The 17,637-nt window shown below is 71.3% G+C and carries 10 protein-coding genes (1 of these 10 cut by a window edge); 7 read left to right on the forward strand and 3 right to left on the reverse strand.

Going from position 1 to position 17,637, the window contains the following annotated elements:
• Positions 1-1,465, reverse strand: partial view of an IS1634 family transposase gene (locus BLW76_RS37445; RefSeq protein WP_091316518.1) — the 5' portion only. The gene continues 71 nt to the left of window position 1, outside the view; the window shows 1,465 of its 1,536 coding nt (coding positions 1-1,465); the start codon lies at positions 1,463-1,465; the stop codon falls past the left edge of the window.
• Positions 1,466-1,618: 153 nt separating this feature from the next.
• Here BLW76_RS37445 and BLW76_RS37450 point away from each other — a divergent pair, with 153 nt between their 5' ends.
• Entirely contained in the window at positions 1,619-4,207 is a 2,589-nt protein-coding gene (locus tag BLW76_RS37450) for a bifunctional FO biosynthesis protein CofGH (RefSeq protein WP_167384867.1), read from the forward strand.
• A gap of 53 nt (positions 4,208-4,260) precedes the next feature.
• On the opposite strand, the gene BLW76_RS37455 is transcribed toward BLW76_RS37450, so the two are convergent.
• Positions 4,261-5,790 (reverse strand): DUF8189 domain-containing protein, encoded by a 1,530-nt coding sequence (locus BLW76_RS37455; RefSeq protein ID WP_167384868.1) that lies wholly within the window; start codon positions 5,788-5,790, stop codon positions 4,261-4,263.
• A 159-nt stretch (positions 5,791-5,949) separates the two neighbouring features.
• Here BLW76_RS37455 and BLW76_RS37460 point away from each other — a divergent pair, with 159 nt between their 5' ends.
• The 5 genes from BLW76_RS37460 (at position 5,950) to BLW76_RS37480 (ending at position 14,170) form a co-directional block, all read left to right on the forward strand.
• Positions 5,950-8,964, forward strand: coding sequence for an AfsR/SARP family transcriptional regulator (locus BLW76_RS37460; RefSeq protein WP_091316522.1), 3,015 nt, complete (start codon positions 5,950-5,952; stop codon positions 8,962-8,964).
• Positions 8,961-10,595 carry a glucosaminidase domain-containing protein gene (locus tag BLW76_RS37465; RefSeq protein ID WP_091316524.1) on the forward strand — a complete coding sequence of 545 codons (1,635 nt, stop codon included), beginning with the start codon at positions 8,961-8,963 and terminating at the stop codon, positions 10,593-10,595. Before BLW76_RS37460 ends, BLW76_RS37465 begins: the two co-directional genes overlap by 4 nt.
• Positions 10,596-10,754: 159 nt before the next feature.
• Positions 10,755-11,609: a HalD/BesD family halogenase gene (locus tag BLW76_RS37470; protein ID WP_091316526.1), complete on the forward strand. Its 855-nt coding sequence runs from the start codon at positions 10,755-10,757 to the stop codon at positions 11,607-11,609.
• A 15-nt stretch (positions 11,610-11,624) separates the two neighbouring features.
• Positions 11,625-12,440, forward strand: coding sequence for a class I SAM-dependent methyltransferase (locus BLW76_RS37475; protein WP_091316527.1), 816 nt, complete (start codon positions 11,625-11,627; stop codon positions 12,438-12,440).
• A complete protein-coding gene (locus BLW76_RS37480) occupies positions 12,437-14,170 on the forward strand; it encodes a choline/carnitine O-acyltransferase (RefSeq protein ID WP_167384869.1) in 1,734 nt (577 codons plus the stop codon). The genes BLW76_RS37475 and BLW76_RS37480 overlap by 4 nt, the downstream gene beginning before the upstream one ends.
• A gap of 300 nt (positions 14,171-14,470) precedes the next feature.
• On the opposite strand, the gene BLW76_RS37485 is transcribed toward BLW76_RS37480, so the two are convergent.
• Positions 14,471-15,253 carry a class I SAM-dependent methyltransferase gene (locus tag BLW76_RS37485; protein ID WP_091316529.1) on the reverse strand — a complete coding sequence of 261 codons (783 nt, stop codon included), beginning with the start codon at positions 15,251-15,253 and terminating at the stop codon, positions 14,471-14,473.
• 152 nt (positions 15,254-15,405) lie between these two features.
• On the opposite strand from BLW76_RS37485, the gene BLW76_RS37490 reads away from it, so the two are divergent.
• Positions 15,406-17,592, forward strand: coding sequence for a discoidin domain-containing protein (locus tag BLW76_RS37490; protein ID WP_091316530.1), 2,187 nt, complete (start codon positions 15,406-15,408; stop codon positions 17,590-17,592).
• The last annotated feature ends 45 nt before the right edge of the window (positions 17,593-17,637 follow it).

The raw sequence follows: 17,637 nt of genomic DNA on the forward strand, positions 1-17,637 counted from the left end.
TCCGCGGCCGCCCGCCGGTCGACGGGTACGTCAGGACCAGTTCGCCGATGCCCGCGAGCCGGTCGAGCAGTTCCCGGACCGACAGGTTCATCCCGGCCCGGTCGGCCTCGCGGCGCATCAGGTGGGTCACCGTCGCCGCCAGCACCGACACCAGGCCGTGCGCGGCGATCCGCTGCCGCGTCCACTCCCAGCGCGGGGTCGGGCCGGTGAGGGCGGGCCCGGTCAGCCAGCGGAACGTCGACTCCAGGTGGGTGCGGGCGCGGTAGGCCGTGACGACGTCGCCGACCGGCCAGTCCCGGTCGGTGACCAGCACCTGCTTGCCGAAGAACTCGTCGTCGAGCCGGGCCAGCGCGGCGGAGTCGATCCGCCGTTCCACCCGGATCTCGCCGGGCCGGGTGCCGCTGAGCACGGCGGTGAGGACGCGTTCGATGCGCCGGCCGCGGGTGACCCGGCCGATTTCGGCGTGCACCTGCGCGCGGTCGCCGCGGTGGGTGCCCGCGGCCAGGGCCTCGGCGAGGCCGTCGAGCTCCCGGGTCGCGGTGGCCAGCTCGTCGGCGAACGCCCGGGACTGCGCCGCGTGCAGCGTCGCCGAGTGGGTCAGGATCACCCGGCGGCGGACGCCGTCGACCACCGCGTGCGTGTCCAGCGCGGTGAGCCCGGCGAACCGCTCGGGGTCGACGCGCCTGCGGGCGGACGCGGGCTGCGTGAGCAGCTCCGGGTGGTCGGTCAGCGGCAGCGAGCCGACGAACCCGCTGCGGGAACCGAGGTCGAGCTGCGCGGCCTGCCCGGCGTGGAACACCAGGGTGGCCGGGCCCAGCTCGCCGGTCAGCGCGGCGAACGTCGGGGCGTTGTCGCGGCGGTACAGCCGCGAGGCCAGCGGGATGGCGCCGTCGCGGGTGACGCGCAGCCCCACGCCGGCGAGCACCTCCCGGCAGGCCGAGGGCAGCGTGCAGTCCGCGGGGGCGAACACGGCGAACTGCGGGACGTCGACGGCGAGGGCCTCGTGGTCGTCGAGCGTCTCGAGGACGGCGGCGGAAACGGTCTCCTCGATGCCCGCGATCCGCTCCGGGGTCAGGCGTTCCAGCGCCCGCCACAGGCCATCCACTGTGGACAGCCGGGTCAGGTCCGCGGCCGGGCTCGCCGCCCACCACTCGCCGATCGGCGTCTCCGGAGCGGTCGCCCGGTGCAGCACCGCCACGGCGAGGGCCTGCCCCAGCGACGGCTTCGCGCGCACGACGTCGTCGACGCGGGCGACGAAGCGCAGCCGGGACAGCGTCGCCCACACCGCGGCGACCTCGCCGTACGTCCGGTACGACGCCGACGCGGGCTCGCCGCCAGGGACGGCGCGCGCGATCTCGTCGGCCGTGCCGAGGTAACGCTGGGTCACCACCCGCGGCTTGCCGTCCACCCGGGCGGACTCCGCCAGGTAGTAGTACGTCCGCCCGCCGATCTTCTTGCCGACCACCGATGCCACCCTTTAGGTAATACACGCCGACGCACTGATCGACAACCAAGCGAACCCGCTGACCTGCGACGACGATCACCCGCGGGACACGGCCGACACAGGTGCGGAACACACACTGGCTGGTCCCGCGAGGACGGTCCTAGCGTGGGCGGAATGGGACCCGAACCCGACGCCACCACCCCGACCGCCTCCGCGATGCGCCGCGCGCTCGCCCGGGCGCGTGACGGGAAGACACTCGACGTAGCCGAAGCGAGCGTCCTGCTGCACGCTCGCGGTGACGACCTCACCAAGCTGTCCGAGTACGCCTCGCGCATCCGCGACGCCGGTCTGGCCGAGGCCGGGCGCGCCGGGATCATCACCTACAGCAAGAAGGTGTTCATCCCGCTGACCCGCCTGTGTCGCGACCGCTGCGGCTACTGCACTTTCGTCACCGTGCCCGGTCGCCTGGAGTCACCGTTCCTGTCCCCGGACGAGGTCCTCGACATCGCTCGCAAGGGTGCCGAGATGGGCTGCAAGGAAGCCCTTTTCACGCTCGGCGACCGGCCCGAGGACCGGTGGAAGGCCGCCCGCGAGTGGCTGGACGCGCACGGCTACGACGACACGCTCTCCTATGTCCGCGCGATGGCGATCCGGGTGCTCGAGGAGACCGGCCTGCTGCCGCACCTCAACCCCGGCGTGCTGACCTGGCAGGACTTCCAGCGGCTCAAGCCGGTCGCGCCGTCGATGGGCATGATGCTGGAGACCACGGCGACCCGGCTGTGGAGCGAGAAGGGCGGGCCGCACTACGGCTCGCCCGACAAGGACCCCGCGGTCCGGCTGCGGGTGCTCGAAGACGCCGGACGCAGCTCGGTCCCGTTCACCACCGGGGTCCTGATCGGCATCGGCGAGACGTTCGAAGAGCGCGCGGACGCGCTGTTCGAGATCCGCAAGGTCGCCAAGACCTACGGCGGCATCCAGGAAGTCATCGTGCAGAACTTCCGGGCCAAGCCGGACACGAAGATGCGCGCGACGCCGGACGCCGACCTCGAGGAGCTGGCCGCGAACATCGCCGTCGCGCGGCTGGTGCTCGGCCCGAAGATGCGCATCCAGGCGCCGCCGAACCTGATCGGCAGCCAGTACGACCTGATGATCCGCGCCGGCATCGACGACTGGGGCGGCGTCTCGCCGCTGACCCCGGACCACGTCAACCCGGAACGCGCGTGGCCGCAGATCGACGAGCTCGCCCGCCGCACCGAGAAGGCCGGCTTCGAGCTCAAGGAGCGGCTGACGATCTACCCGGAGTACGTCAAGGCGGGCGAGCCGTGGCTGGACCCGCGGATCACCCGGCACGTCGCCGCGCTCGTCGACTACGAGACGGGGCTGGCCCGCGAGGACGCGAAGCCGGTCGGCATCCCGTGGCAGGAGCCGGACGGCGGCTGGCAGGAGTCCGGCCGCACCGACCTGCACACCGAGATCGACACCAGCGGCCGCAGCGAGGACCGCCGCAGCGACTTCGACTCCGTGTACGGGGACTGGAAGGAGATCGGCGACCGGATCAAGACCGGGCCGGCCAAGTTCGACACGGACATCCTGGAAGCCTTGCGCAGCGCGGAAAAGGACCCCGCGGGCCTGTCCGACGACGCCGCGCTCGCACTGCTGCACGCGGACGGTCGCGAACTCGACGCCTTCACCCGGATCGCCGACGACCTGCGGCGCGAGACGGTCGGCGACGACGTCACTTTCGTCGTCACGCGGAACATCAACTTCACGAACGTCTGCTACACGGGTTGCCGTTTCTGCGCCTTCGCGCAGCGTCGCACCGACGCCGACGCGTACACGCTCTCGCCGGAGCAGGTCGGCGACCGCGTCGACGAGGCGTGGGCCGCGGGCGCGACCGAGATCTGCATGCAGGGCGGCATCCACCCCGACCTGCCGGGCACCGCGTACTTCGACCTCGCGGCCGAGGTCAAGCGCCGTCAGCCGGAGATCCACCTGCACTCCTACAGCCCGATGGAGGTCGTGAACGGCGCTTCGCGGACCAACCTGTCGCTTCGCGACTGGCTGATCAAGGCGAAGGAGTCCGGCGTGGACTCGCTGCCGGGCACGGCGGCGGAGATCCTCGACGACGACGTCCGCTGGGTGCTCACCAAGGGCAAGCTGCCGACGTCGGAGTGGATCAAGGTGGTGACCACGGCGCACGAGGTCGGGCTGCCGACGACGTCCACGATGATGTACGGCCACGTCGACACCCCGGCGCACTGGGTCGCGCACCTGAAGCTGCTGGCCCGGCTGCAGCGCGAAGGCCTGGAGAAGCACGGCCGGCGCGGGTTCACCGAGTTCGTGCTGCTGCCGTTCATCCACCAGAGCGCGCCGATCTACCTGGCCGGGCTCGCCCGCCCGGGCACGACGCTGCGCGAGAACCGCGCGGTGCACGCGCTGGCCAGGGTCCTGCTGCACGGCATGATCGACAACATCCAGAGCTCCTGGGTGAAGCTCGGCGAAGAGGGCAGCCGCGCCGTGCTGCAGGGCGGCGTCAACGACATCGGCGGGACGCTGATGGAGGAGACGATCAGCCGGATGGCCGGTGCGTCGCACGGGTCGTACAAGACGATCAGTGACATGCGCGCGATGGTCGAGCCGCTGGGCCGCCCGCTGGTCCAGCGCACGACGGGCTACGGACGGCCGTCGCCGGAGCGGATCGCCGCCGCGGCAGCGTCGGACGGGGTGGCGCGCGAGGTCAGGAAGCTCCTGCCCCTCGCGTGAGACTCGTGAGCGTTCCGGGCGGTGACACCGCCCGGAACGCTCACTGGTTTGGTTCAGTCGGTGATGGGGTGGTTGTCGACGACGGTCCAGGTGCCGTTTTGGCCGTTGCTGCCGAGGTAGTTGTGGACGAGGTAGCCGTCCATGGATCGGGCGTAGACCTCGACCGAGCGTCGTGACTGGTGGAACACCGCGGTCGGGGTGTTGCTGATGGTCCAGGTACCCACAGTGGTCCAGACGCCGTGCTGGCCGTCGGGCAGCAGGTAGTTGTGGATCAGGAAGTTGTCGGTCGCGCGGGCGTAGATTTCGATCGAGCGGGAGTTCGGGTTGTAGACCGCGGCCGGGGTGTCGGCGATCTTCCAGTTCCCCACCACGCTCCAGCTACCGTTCTGCCCGTCGGTACCCAGATAGTTGTGCAGCAGGTAGCCGTCGGTGGCGCGGGCGTAGACCTCCACCGACCGGCGGGCGTCGTTGAACACCGGCGCAGGCGAACCGGTGATCTTCCAGTTCCCCACCACCGTCCAGGTGCCGTGCTGGCCGTTGGGCAGCAGATAGTTGTGCAGCAAGAACTCATCGGTGGCGCGGGCGTAGATCTCGATCGAGCGGGAATTCGGGTTGTACACCGCCGCCGGCGTCTCAGAGATCTTCCAGTCCCCCACCACCGACCAGTAACCGTTCTGGCCCGAGGCGTCGAGGAAGGTGTGGATCAGGTAGTTGTCGGTGGACCGGGCATACACCTCGACGGCCCGGGAGCCGGGGTTGTACACCGCGGCCGGCGAACTGGCGATCTTCCAGTCACCGACCCGGGTCCACGGCCCGTACTGGCCGTCCGCACCGATGTAGGAGTGGATCAGGTAGCCCAGCGTGTCCCGGGCGTAGATCTCCACCGCCCGCGAGTTGGGGTTGTACACCGACACCGGGCGGCCCACGATCTGCCACGGCCCGTTCACGCTCCACGCTCCGGACTTCCCGTCCGTGCCCAGGTACGTGTGCGCGAGCAGCCCGTCGGTGCCGCGGGCGAACATCTCCACCGACGCCGTCCACGCGTTGAACGTCCCCTCCCCACCCGGCGGCGGGCTCTGCTCGGGCGCCGCGTCCTGGATGCCGGCCGGGCGGACGTACCGGACACTGCCCCAGTCGGTCGCCCGGTGCCAGTCCTGGAAGCGGACGCTGCCGGGAGAGCTGCCCTCGTTGCCGCCGATCGTCTGCACCATGCCGTCCGCGCGCACGCCGACCACGAGGTTGACGTGCTCCGCCCAGCTGACGCCGTCGTAGTTGTAGACGACGGCGTCGCCGACGTGCGGTTCGCCGGTCGTCGTCCCGCGCTGCTGGCCGTAGGCCGCGACGCTCGCCGCCGCCGGGCCGATGCCCGCGGTGTCGATCCCGGCCGTGTCCCAGACCCACTTGACGAAGTCGGAACACCAGGCGTCGGGATCGCACCGCCAGCCGCCGGTCGAACAGCCCTTGCCCAGCTGCCCCTGCGCGACCGCGGTGATGTCCTGCCCCGTTGCCGCGGCCGCCTCGGCACCCCCGAACGGCACGCTCACCAGCATGGCCAGCGCCGCGCCTGCCAGTGTCGTGGCCACGCGTCTCGCCTTGATCGTCATCCGTACCCCGTCCTCCGGTGGCGGATCCCCTCCGCCGGTCGATTCCAGAGTGGGTTCCCGCTCTCCGAAGAACCTGTGAACGCGTCTTGAGATGTCCCGGATGTCCGGGAATGCTGGCGGGGAGGACGGGGGGTAGGGATGCGGGTGTTGCTGCTCGGCACTGTCCAGGTCGAGTCCGGCGGGCGGCAGCTGAGCCTGGGCGGTCCCAAGCCGCGCGGGCTGCTCGCGGTCCTCGCCGCGAACGCCGGGCAGGTCGTCTCGCTCGATCAGCTGGTGGACGCGCTCTGGGACGACGTCGCGGCGGTCGACATCCGCGGCGCGGTCTACACCTACGTCTCCACGCTGCGCCGGGAACTCGGCGACGTGCTGGTTCGCTCGGCGGGCGGCTACGTGCTCGACCTGCCGCCGGAGGACGTCGACGTCCTGCTCTTCGACCGGCACCTGACGGAAGGGCGCCGGGCCGGCGACCCCGCGACCGCGGCCGAGCGGCTGCGGGCCGGGCTCGAGCTGTGGCGCGGTACCCCGTTGACCGGCGTTCAGGGCCGGTGGGCGGAGGGCGAACGGGCGCGGCTCGGCGAGCAGCGCCTGGCCGCGCTCGAAGACCGGCTCGCGGCGGAGCTGGCCCTGGGCTGGGGCAACCGGCTCGTCGGCGAGATCACCGCGCTGACCGCCGAACACCCGCTGCGGGAGCGGCTGCACGCGCACCGCGTCACCGCGCTCACCCAGGCGGGCCGCCGGGCCGAGGCCCTGGCGCACTTCCGCGCGGTGCGGCGTGAGCTCGCCGACGAACTCGGCGTCGACCCCGGCCCGGAGCTGACGGCCGCGCACGAGCGGGCGCTGCGGGCGGATGCCGGCCCCGGCGAGCCCGCGCCCGTGCCCGCGCAGCTGCCCACCGACGTCGCCGACTTCACGGGCCGTGCCGAGGACGTCCGCGTGCTGACCGCCGTGCTGACCGCGCGGCCGGGTGCCGCGGTCCCGGTCTGCGCGGTGTCGGGCCAGCCGGGAGCGGGCAAGAGCACCTTGGCCCGGCACGTCGCGCACCTGGTCCGCGACGGCTACCCGGACGGCCAGCTCTACGCGGCGCTCTCGGGCACGCGTCCGGTGGTCGCCGAACCGGCCGAGGTGCTCGGGGGCTTCCTGCGGGCGCTCGGCGTCCCCGAGACGTCGATCCCGCCGGGGCTCGACGACCGCGTCACGCGGTTCCGGTCCGAGCTGGCCGGGCGGCGGGTGCTGCTGGTGCTCGACGACGCCGCGGACGAGCGGCAGGTCCGGCCGCTCCTGCCCGGCGCCCCCGGGTGCGCGGTGCTGGTCACCAGCCGGAACAGGCTGAGCGCTTTGGAAGGCGCCCACCAGCGCGACCTGCGGGTGCTGCCGGACGCGGAAGCGCTGCAGCTGCTGGACGTCGTCGTCGGCGACCGGCGTGTCGCCCGGGAACCGGCCGCGGCCGCGGAGATCACGCGGCTGTGCGGCAGGCTCCCGCTCGCCGTGCGGATCGCGGGGGCACGGCTGGCCGCCCGGCCGCACTGGCCGCTGGCCAAGCTGGCGAACCGGCTCCGCGCCGAGCGCAGCGTGCTCGCCGAGCTGTCCATCGGCGACCTCGAGGTCCGGGGCAGTCTGGCCCTGAGCTACCACAGCCTCGCCGAACGCGAGCGCACGGCGTTGCGGCGCCTGGGTTTCCTTGAGGTTCCGTCGTTCGCGCCCTGGCTGCTGGTCCCGCTGCTGGACTGTCCGGCCGACGTGGCCGAGGAGGTCCTGGAACGGCTGGTGGACTGCCGGCTCGTCGACGTCGGCGCCGGCGAACGGTACGTCCTGCACGACCTGACACGGGCGTTCGGCCGGGAGCGGGCGGTGGCGGACGAGCCGGTCGAAGACCTGAAGGAAGCCGTGGCCCGGGTCGCCGAGGACTACCTCACCCTGGTGCAGCGGGCGTCGACGTTGATCCCGAGCACGGTCGGGCCCGCGGCGGCGCCGGTCTCCCGCACGAGCCGGCTGGACGAGGCCCTCGTCGACGAACTGCTCGGCGAGCCGGGCCTGTGGTTCGACCGCGAGCAGAGCGGGCTGGTCGCCGTCGTCGAGCTGACGAGCGAGCTGGACCTGTCCGGGCACGCGGCCCGGCTCGCCGCCGCGCTGAGCTCGTCGACCTTCGCGCTGACCAACCAGTTCAGCCTGTGGTGGCGGACCCACCAGGCGGCGCTCGCGTCGGCTCAGCGAACCGGCGACCGCGGGGCCGAAGGACGGCTGCTCTGCGGTCTCGGCTGGCTGCGCTACGAGCAGGACAGGCTGGACGAAGCCGCCGACTACTACCGGCGGGCGCTGGACGCGTGGACCACCGCGGGCGACCTGCCGAGCCAGATCGGCACCCGGCTGGAGCTCGGCCGCGTCTACCGGGAGCAGGGTGACCTCCGTGCCGCGGCTGCCCTGCTGGCCGAGGCGATCCCGGTGCTCGAGCTGATGGACGAGCCCGGCACCCTGGCCCGCGCGTACCACGCCGCCGCGCTCACCCACACCGAGCTCGGCGAGCTCGAGGCCGCGCTCGACGCCTGCGGGAAGGCGATGGACGGCTACACCGGGGCGGCGGACGAACACGGCGTCGCGCACGTGCTCCGGTCGATCGGCCTCGTGCACCGCGCGGCGGGCCGGCTCGACGAAGCCGCCGCGAACTGCGACCGCGCGCTGCAGATCTTCAGATCGGTCGGGGACCGGCTGATGTCGGCGTATGCGACGCAGTCGCTCGCGAAGATCCGGCTCCGGCAGGGGCTGGGCGCGGCCGTGCGGCGCGAGCTTGCCGAAAGCCTCGAGACCTGCAACGACATGCAGGACAGCTTCGGCCAGGCCCTGATCCTGCGGACCCTCGGCGAGCTGGAACTGTCCGAAGGCGACCCCGGGGCCGCGAAGCAGCTGCTGAACCGGGCGCTCGCGTGGTGGGAGGCGCTCAACCTGCCGCTGTGGCGGGGCCGGACCTTGCGTGATCTGTCGGTCGTCCTGGCGGCCGAAGGCGACGGCGCGGGCGCCGACCGGGCCTGGGCGGAGGCGCGCGAGCTGTTCGAACGGCACGGCAGCCGGGAAGCCGGCGAGGCCCGGCCGGTCCCCCGGCCGTCTCAAAAGCCGTCCGAAGGTTTCTCGGACATCGGTTCCCGACGATCGTTCCCATGACCAGGACCTACCGGCGGCTCGTGACCGCCGCCGCACTCGTGATCGCCAGTCAGTTCGCCGGTGGTGTCGCCTTCGCCGCGCCACCGCCGGACGTCGTCGCCGACGCCGCCCGCGACGGCGCCGTGGTGCCCGAGGCGGCCTCGGCGAGCGCGGCCGACGACTTCGTCAACGCCGCCGGCCCGGCGGCCCAGCGCGGTCAAGCCGACTACGGCGTCCCCGCGTCGGTGACCGTCGCACAGGCCATCCAGGAGTCGAACTGGGGCCAGGCGGCACCGGGCAACAACTACTTCGGCATCAAGTGCAGCCCCGGTCCCGGGCCGATCGGCACCGGCTGCCAGAACCTGGAGACGCAGGAGTGCTGCCCGCTCCACACCGTGATCGCGTCGTTCCGGACCTACGCGTCCATGGAGGACTCCTTCCGCGACCACGGCCTCTTCCTGCGGCAGAACTCGATCTACGCCAACGCGTTCAACTACACCGGCGATCCCGACCAGTTCATCCGCGAGGTGCACAGGGCCGGCTACGCCACCGACCCGAACTACGCGAATTCGATCATCAACCTGATGGTCACCTACGACCTGTACCGCTTCAACTCCGGTCCGGTCCTCGCCCCGCCTCCGGGTGGGGAGGGGACGTTCAACGCGTGGACGGCGTCGGTGGAGATGTTCGCCCGTGACGTGAACGGCCGTGTGGGGCACACCTACATGGGAGCGGACGGCAAGCACGGTGCGTGGAGTGTGGCCGGGGACTGGCAGGTGGTGGGTCGTCCCGTGTCCGTGTACAACCCGAACTCGCGTGGTGTGGAGATCTACGGTCGTTCGGTGGACGGGTTCCTGATCCATTCCTACATCGGTGCGGACGGTCAGTACGGGCCGTGGACGCAGGTGGGTGACTGGAAGATCGCGAGCTCGCCGGCGGCGGTGTACAACCCCAACTCCCGCGCGGTGGAGGTGTACGCGCGAGCGACCGACGGGTTCCTGATCCACAACTACCTGGGCAGCGACGGGAAGAACGGTTACTGGTCGGTGGTGGGGGACTGGAAGATCTCTGAGACGCCGGCGGCGGTGTACAACCCGAATTCCCGCTCGATCGAGATCTACGCCCGCGCCACCGATGAGTTCTTGCTGCACAACTATCTGCTGCCCAACGGCCAGCACGGCACCTGGACGGTGGTCGGGAACTGGAAGATCACCGGTTCACCTGCGCCGGTGTTCAACGACGCCCGCCGGTCGGTGGAGGTCTACGCCCGCGCCACCGACGGCTACCTGATCCACAACTACCTCGGCACCGACGGGCAGAACGGTAGCTGGAGCGTGGTGGGGAACTGGAAGATCGCCGACACCCCGGCCGCGGTCTACAACCCGAACTCCCGCTCGATCGAAATCTACGCCCGCGCGACCGACAACTTCCTGATCCACAACTACCTGCTGCCCGACGGCCAGCACGGCGTCTGGACCACTGTGGGTACCTGGACCATCAGCAACACCCCCACCGCGGTGTTCCACCAGTCACGACGCTCGGTCGAGGTCTACGCCCGATCCATGGACGGCTACCTCGTCCACAACTACCTCACCACCACCGGCCAAAACGGCACCTGGACCGTCGTCGACAACCACCCCATCACCGACTGAACCAAACCAATGAGCGTCGCGGCCGGCCACAGTGGCCGGCCGCGACACTCCGGGTGTGCAACCGCTCACAAAGCGAAGGGTGACCCGGCCGGATCTGTGCTACCTCTTTTCCTCACGACCAGGGCAAGCACCGGAGCTTCACCGGCCGAGAGGACTTCGATGAGCACCTCCGTAGCGCCACTGGAAATGGTCGACACCGACCGCTACCCGCTCACCGATCCGGACGGCCCGGCCTGGCGGGAGGTCGTGCGGCGCACCCGTGCGGAGCTGGCCGGCGCCGGGTGCAGCGTGCTCGCCGACTTCGTCCGCCCGGAGCTGCGGGAGGTCCTGCGGGCGGAATGCGCCGCACTCGAACCGCACGCCTACACGAAGGTCGAGCGGGTCAACGCCTACAACACCGCCATCGACGAGCCGCTGCCCGAAGACCACCCCGGCCGGACGATCCTGGAACGCGGCAACGCCTTCGTCGCGCGCGACCGCGTCCCGCCATCGGCGATCATCGCGCGGCTCTACACCAGCCCGGTGTTCCGCCGGTTCGTCGCGGACTGCTTCGGGCTGCCGGAACTGCACGAGCTCGCCGACCCGCTGTCCGGTTTGACGCTCAACGTGATCGCGCCCGGTCGCGCGCACCCGTGGCACTTCGACACCAACGAGTTCACCGTCAGCATGCTGACGCAGGCCGCGGACGGCGGTGGCACCTTCGAGTACTGCCCGAACATCCGGTCCGCCACGGACGAGAACTTCGCCGCCGTGCGCTCGGTGCTGGCCGGCGACACCGGCCCGGTCCGGCGCCTGGACCTGCGGCCCGGTGATCTCCAGCTGTTCAAAGGACGGTTCGCGCTGCACCGGGTGAGTACCGTGGAGGGGGCGATCGCGCGCCACTCCGCGATCTTCGCCTACAGCGAGCGCCCGGGGGTCATCGGCAGCGCGGAGCGGACGCGGCAGCTCTTCGGCCGCGTCCTGCCCGCCCACCTCGCCGGACGCAGCGTCCGGGGCGACGAACTGCTCGACTGATCAGGAGCCTGGCCCGTGCCCTTCGACTCGACCGGCAAGATCTCGTTCGACCACATCTACACCGCGCCCGACCCGCGGCCGTTCTTCGGCACCCTGAAGCGCGTCGGCTACCACATCCCGCAGCTGGCGAAGCCGTACTTCGCGAAGCTGATCGCCGCGCACCCCGCCGAGCGGCCGACCGTGCTCGACGTCGGCTGCTCATACGGCGTCAACGCGGCCCTGCAGCGCTGCGAAGCGACGATGGACGATCTCTACGCCCACTACACCGACCCGGCCGTGCGCGCGCTGGACCACGCGGCACTGGTCGAGGCGGACCGCAGGCGCGTCCGCCCCGGTGGCCCGAAGTTCTACGGCCTCGACAGCTCGGCCCCGGCGCTCGAGTACGCGCTGTCCGCCGGCTTCCTCGACGAGGCGATCCACGCCGACCTCGAACGCGACGACCCGGACAGCACCCAGCAGAAGCTCCTGGACGACGTCGACCTCGTCGTCTCGACCGGCTGCGTCGGGTACGTCACCGAGAAGACGCTGTCACGGGTCGCCCGCGGCGCGCGGCCGTGGATGGCGCACTTCGTGCTGCGGATGTTCTCCTACGAGCCGATCGCCGGGAGCCTCGCCGAGCTGGGCTACGAGACCACGGCCGTCGGCGGCGTCTTCCGGCAGCGGCAGTTCGCCTCCGCCGAGGAGCAGGCGCAGATCCTGGACACCCTCGGCGCGGCCGGGGTCGACCCCACCGGGCTGGAGGCCGACGGCTGGCTTTACGCGCAGCTGTATGTTTCCCGTCCTGCAGGCTTGCCCGAACTCGAACTCCCCGACTCCGACGAAGAAGGATGACCGTGAGCAGTCCGGAATGGTCCACCCGCACCTTCGGCAACGAGGACCGGCTCCCCCGGGTCCCCGTCCCCACCCTGGAGGACAGCCGCCGCCGGTTCCTCGAGTGGTGCGCCCCGCTGCTGACGCCGGAGGAGCTGGCGGAGACCGAAGCGGCGCTGGCCGAGTTCCTGGCGGGTCCCGGACCGGAGCTGCAGGCGCGGCTCGAGGAGTACGACCGCTCGCCGGGCGTGCGCAGCTGGCTCGACACCTTCTGGCCGTACCGCTACCTCGGCCGCCGCGACCGGATCGCGCTCAACGCCAACTTCTTCTTCCTCTTCCAGGACTCCCCGCTCGGCCAGGTCGAACGCGCAGCCGAGCTGACCGCGGCGGCCGTGGACTACAAGCTGAAGCTCGACGACGAGCGGGTGCCGCCGGTGCTCCTGCGCGGCACGCCGCAGTCGATGGTGCAGCACAAGTACCTCTTCTCGGCCACGCGGATCCCGGGTGCGCTGCTGGACACCGCGCGCACGCGGTTCCCCTCGCCCGAGCGGCACATCGTCGTGTTCTCGAAGGGCACGCCGTTCCGGCTGGACGTCATCGCCGAGGACGGGCGCCCGCACTCGGCGGCGCAGCTGGCCGACGCGCTGCGCGCGATCCTCAAGGACGACCACGTCGCCGACGTCCCCGCCGGGCCCTTCACGACGAAGGCGCGCGCGGAATGGGCGGCTTCGCGGGCCGCGCTGCTCGAAGCGGGCAACGCCGCCGCGCTGGAGACCATCGAGACCGCGCTGTTCTGCCTGTGCCTGGACGACTTCACGCCGGCGGACGACCTGGAGGCGGGCGACAGGCTGCTGTACGGCGACAATCGCTGGTACGACAAGGCCGTCTCGCTGGTCGTGTTCGAAGACGGCACCGCCGGGATCAACGTCGAGCACTGCGAGCTCGACGGCACGACGATCCTCGGCTTCACCGACGCCCTGCTGAGCGGTTCGCGCGAGGACCGCGAACCGGCTGACGGCGTCCCCGCCCACGAGGTCGTCGAGTTCACGCTGACCGACGAACTCCGCGAAGACGCGCGCGCCGCCCGGGAAGCCTTCAAGGCCTACGCGGACGCGACGGCGACGCAGACGGTGTCGTTCGACTTCGGTGCGAACCGGGCGAAGGAACTGGGCATGTCCCCGGACGCCTTCGCGCAGATGTCGTACCAGCTGGCCCACCGCCGCGCGAAGGGCCTGACCGGGGCGACGTACGAGTCGATCGCCACCCGGCAGTTCCAGAACGGCCGGACCGAGGCCATGCGGGTCGTCACGCCCGAGGTGGTGCGCTTCGCCGACGTCATGACCTCCGACGCGTCCGTCGAGGAGAAGCGCGAGGCGTTCCGGGCAGCCGCGGCGAAGCACGTGGCGCGGGCGAAGGAGTGCCAGGCCGGCGACGCGCCCGAGCAGCACCTGTGGGAGCTGCAGCTGATCGGGAAACGCCGGGGTGACGCGGACCCGGCGCTGTTCTCCTCGCCGGGCTGGCTGAAGTCGCGCGACGACTACCTCAGCACCAGCTCGGCGCCGTCGGTCAACATCCGGTACTTCGGCTTCGGCTCGACCAGCCCGCAGTGCATCGGCATCGCCTACGTGCTGCTGCCGGACCGCTGGAACATCTACCTGAGCACGCCGAAGCACGTCTCCGCGGAGATGTACCGCTTCGCCGACGAACTCGCGGTGGCGGTGCGGGAACTGCAGGAGCTGCTGGCCGAGTAGGCGGCGCAGCCAGGCCAGCCGGGCGGCGACGGCCGCCCGGCCACACGTGCAGCGCGGTCGCGGGCCGGCAACGTCGTCGCGGCGGCCAGCCCGCCGCCCGCGCTGATCCCGCCGATCACCGGGACGCCGAAGTGCTCGACCGTCCGCAGCAGACCGCCGTGCACAAGTAGAGACGCCGGCCGGCGCCCGGCCCTCCGGGGTGACGACCAGCAGCGGCACGTCGCCGGAGTGTTCCTCGCGGAAGGCGAAGCCGGGTGCGCGGCCGCCGGCTCGTCGACCGTCCGGAAGTCGGCCGCGGCTTCACGTCGTCGGGTCGGAGACGACCAGCACCAGCGAGCCTTCGAACACCGGTTGCTCGCGCAGCCTGCCGTAGCGGCGTTCCCACGTGCCGTCGTCGAGGTCGTGCTGCAGCTCCGCGGCAAAGCGGTGGTGCACGCGGTCGTCGACGAAGCTCCACGCCGAGCACGACAGGCGGGCGCCCGGATCGAGGAGGCGTTCGGGGCGGGCGTAGTAGGCCTCGTTGAAGCCGTCGGTGCAGTCGATCGGGATCGGCACGCCGATGACTTCCGTGTGGCCGCCGAGCCCGTCGGCGATGTCGTCGACCGACGGGTAGCGCCGGGCCTCGGTCTCGATCACCTCGGGGGCGTAGTCGAGCAGCCAGAAGCGGCGCAGCAGGTCGGGGTCGCAGGTCAAGATGGCGATCGGGCCGCGGGTGACCCGGCGCATCTCCTTGAGGCCGGCCCACAGGTCGTTCCACTGGTGCACGCTGAACGTGCTCATCGCCCCTTCGAACGCCCGGTCCGGGAACGGCAGCTTCTCCGCGACGGCGTCGACCGCCGGCGGCAGGCCCGCCGGCCGCTGCGCGCGCATCGAGGCCGACGGCTCGACGGCGGTCACTTCGCGGTCTTCGGGTTCGTACGCGCCGGCGCCGGCACCGACGTTCAGCACGGTCCGCGCGTCGCCCAGCGCGTCGAGGATGTATTGGCCGATCCGGGGATCCGGCTTGCGGTAGTCGGTGTAGACCCCGCCGATGGCGCCGTAGTCGGCGTCCCCGGCGCTGCCGTCCGCACGTCGCTGGCTCATGGCGACAACGTAGCAAGAGCACGAGTTCGTCAGTTTCTGTCGCAAATTTGCGTAAGTTGGTTCATCTATTGCGGATTCTCGTTCAGGATTCGTATGATCCCGGCACGTCGACGCCCTGCTTCCGCCCCTTCCCCGCGAGAAAGGTGACGACGATGTCCCCTGTTCCCCGGCGCCACGCGGCCCTGCTGGCCGCGGCACTCGCCGCGGCCGGCACCACCGTGTTGCTCGGCGCTTCCCCGGCCGTCGCGGCCCCCTGCCCGACGACCGCGACCGGCGGCGCGAGCGTGCCCTTCCGGACCGTCGAAGCCGAGTGCTCGGCGACGAACGGCTCGGCCGTCGGCCCCGACCTCACCCAGGCGAGCCTGGCCTCGGAAGCCTCCGGGCGGCAGGCGGTCCGGATCGGGACCGGCCAGTACGTCGAGTTCACGCTGCCCGCGGCGGCCAACGCGATCAACGTCCACTACAGCGTCCCGGACGGTACTTCGGGCCGGCTTACGGTGTCCGTCAACGGAACCAGGCTGGCGTTGCCGGTGACGTCCCGGTATTCCTATGTGGTCACTCCGTGGATCCCGGGCGCGAAGACCCACCACTTCTTCGACGACGCCCGGCTGCTGCTCGGCCAGAACCTCGCCGCCGGTGCGAAGGTGCGCGTGCAGGCCGACTCCGGTGACGTCGGCCAGGCCACCATCGACCTCGCCGACTTCGAGCAGGTCGGCGGCGCGGGCACGAAACCGGCGGCCGCGCTGTCGGTCACCGACTACGGCGCCACGGCGAACGACGCCTCCGACGACTCGCCGGCGTTCCGCACCGCGTTGGCGGCCGCGCGCTCGCAGGGCCGCGAGCTGTGGGTGCCGCAAGGACGGTTCGAGATCGGGTCGGCACTGCAGATCGACCAGACCACCGTCCGCGGCGCGGGTCAGTGGTACACCGTCCTGCACGGCAACAACATCTTCAACAACGGCAGCGCGTCCGGGAACATCAGGCTGTACGACTTCGCGGTGTTCGGCGACGTGACCGAACGCAACGACGGCAGCCCGGACAACGCGTTCCACGGCGTCCTCGGCACCGGCTCGGTCGTGTCCGGCCTGTGGATCCAGAACACGAAGTGCGGGCTGTGGCTGATGAACGGCGCGTCGTCGAACGTCACCATCGAGAACAACCGCATCCTCGACACCCAGGCCGACGGCGTGAACTTCGACGGCGCGGTCACGAACTCGACGTTGCGCAACAACTACCTGCGCAACAACGGCGACGACGGCCTCGCGCTGTGGTCCAACGGCCAGGCCGACTCCGGCAACACCCTGGTGAACAACACGGTCGTGCAGCCCAACCTGGCCAACGGCATCGCGCTGTACGGCGGTTCGAACAACACGGTGACCGGCAACCTCGTCCAGGACACCAACGCCCTCGGCGGCGGCTACCTGGTGGCGAACCGGTTCAACTCGGTGCCCCTGTCCGGCACGGTGACGCTGTCGGACAACACCGCGCTGCGCGCCGGAGCGCTCGACCCGAACTGGCAGTTCGGCGTCGGCGCGCTGTGGTTCGACGCCCGTGACCAGGCCATCACCGGCGTGACGATCCGGGTCACCGGGTTCACCGCGATCCAGAGCCCGTACGCGGCCGTCCAGTTCATCGACGGCAACGGCGCCGGCAAGCCGATCCAGGGCATCACGCTCGACGGCGTCTCGGTGCAGGGCGCCGGAACGTTCGTGGCGCAGGCCCAGACGCAGGGGTCGGTGGCCGTCAGCAACCTGACGGCGTCCGGCGTCGGCGTGACCGGGACGTACAACTGCCCGTACCCGACGTCGATCCCGCGGATGACGTTCACCGGCTCGGGCAACAGCGGCTGGACCGGCACCTGGGGCGACTGTTCGACCTGGCCCGCGCCGAACTCGGGCCCGACGCAGCCACCGCTGCCGGGCACCAACCTCGCGCGTGGCAAGGCGATCAGCGCGTCCGGGTCCCAGGGCGGGTTCCCGCCGTCGAACGCGGTGGACGGCGACGCGAACACCTACTGGGAAAGCGCGAACAACGCGTTCCCGCAGACGCTGACGGTGGATCTGGGCACGGCGTCGTCGATCAACAAGGTGACGCTGAAGCTGCCGCCGTCCTCGGCGTGGGGTGCGCGCACGCAGACGGTGACGATCTCCGGCAGCACCGACGGCAGCTCGTACACGACGCTGGTGGGGGCGCGTGGTTACGCGTTCGACCCGGCGACCGGCAACACGGCGTCGGCGTCCTTCGCGACGACGTCGCAGCGGTTTGTGCGGCTGACGTTCACCGGCAACACCGGCTGGCCCGCCGGCCAGGTGGCCGAGTTCGAGGTGGCAGCGGCCTAGTGTGACGAAAGCGCACGGCGGCTCGACGGTTCCGCACGGAACCGC

Source organism: Amycolatopsis tolypomycina (genome assembly GCF_900105945.1).
GTDB lineage: Bacteria > Actinomycetota > Actinomycetes > Mycobacteriales > Pseudonocardiaceae > Amycolatopsis > Amycolatopsis tolypomycina.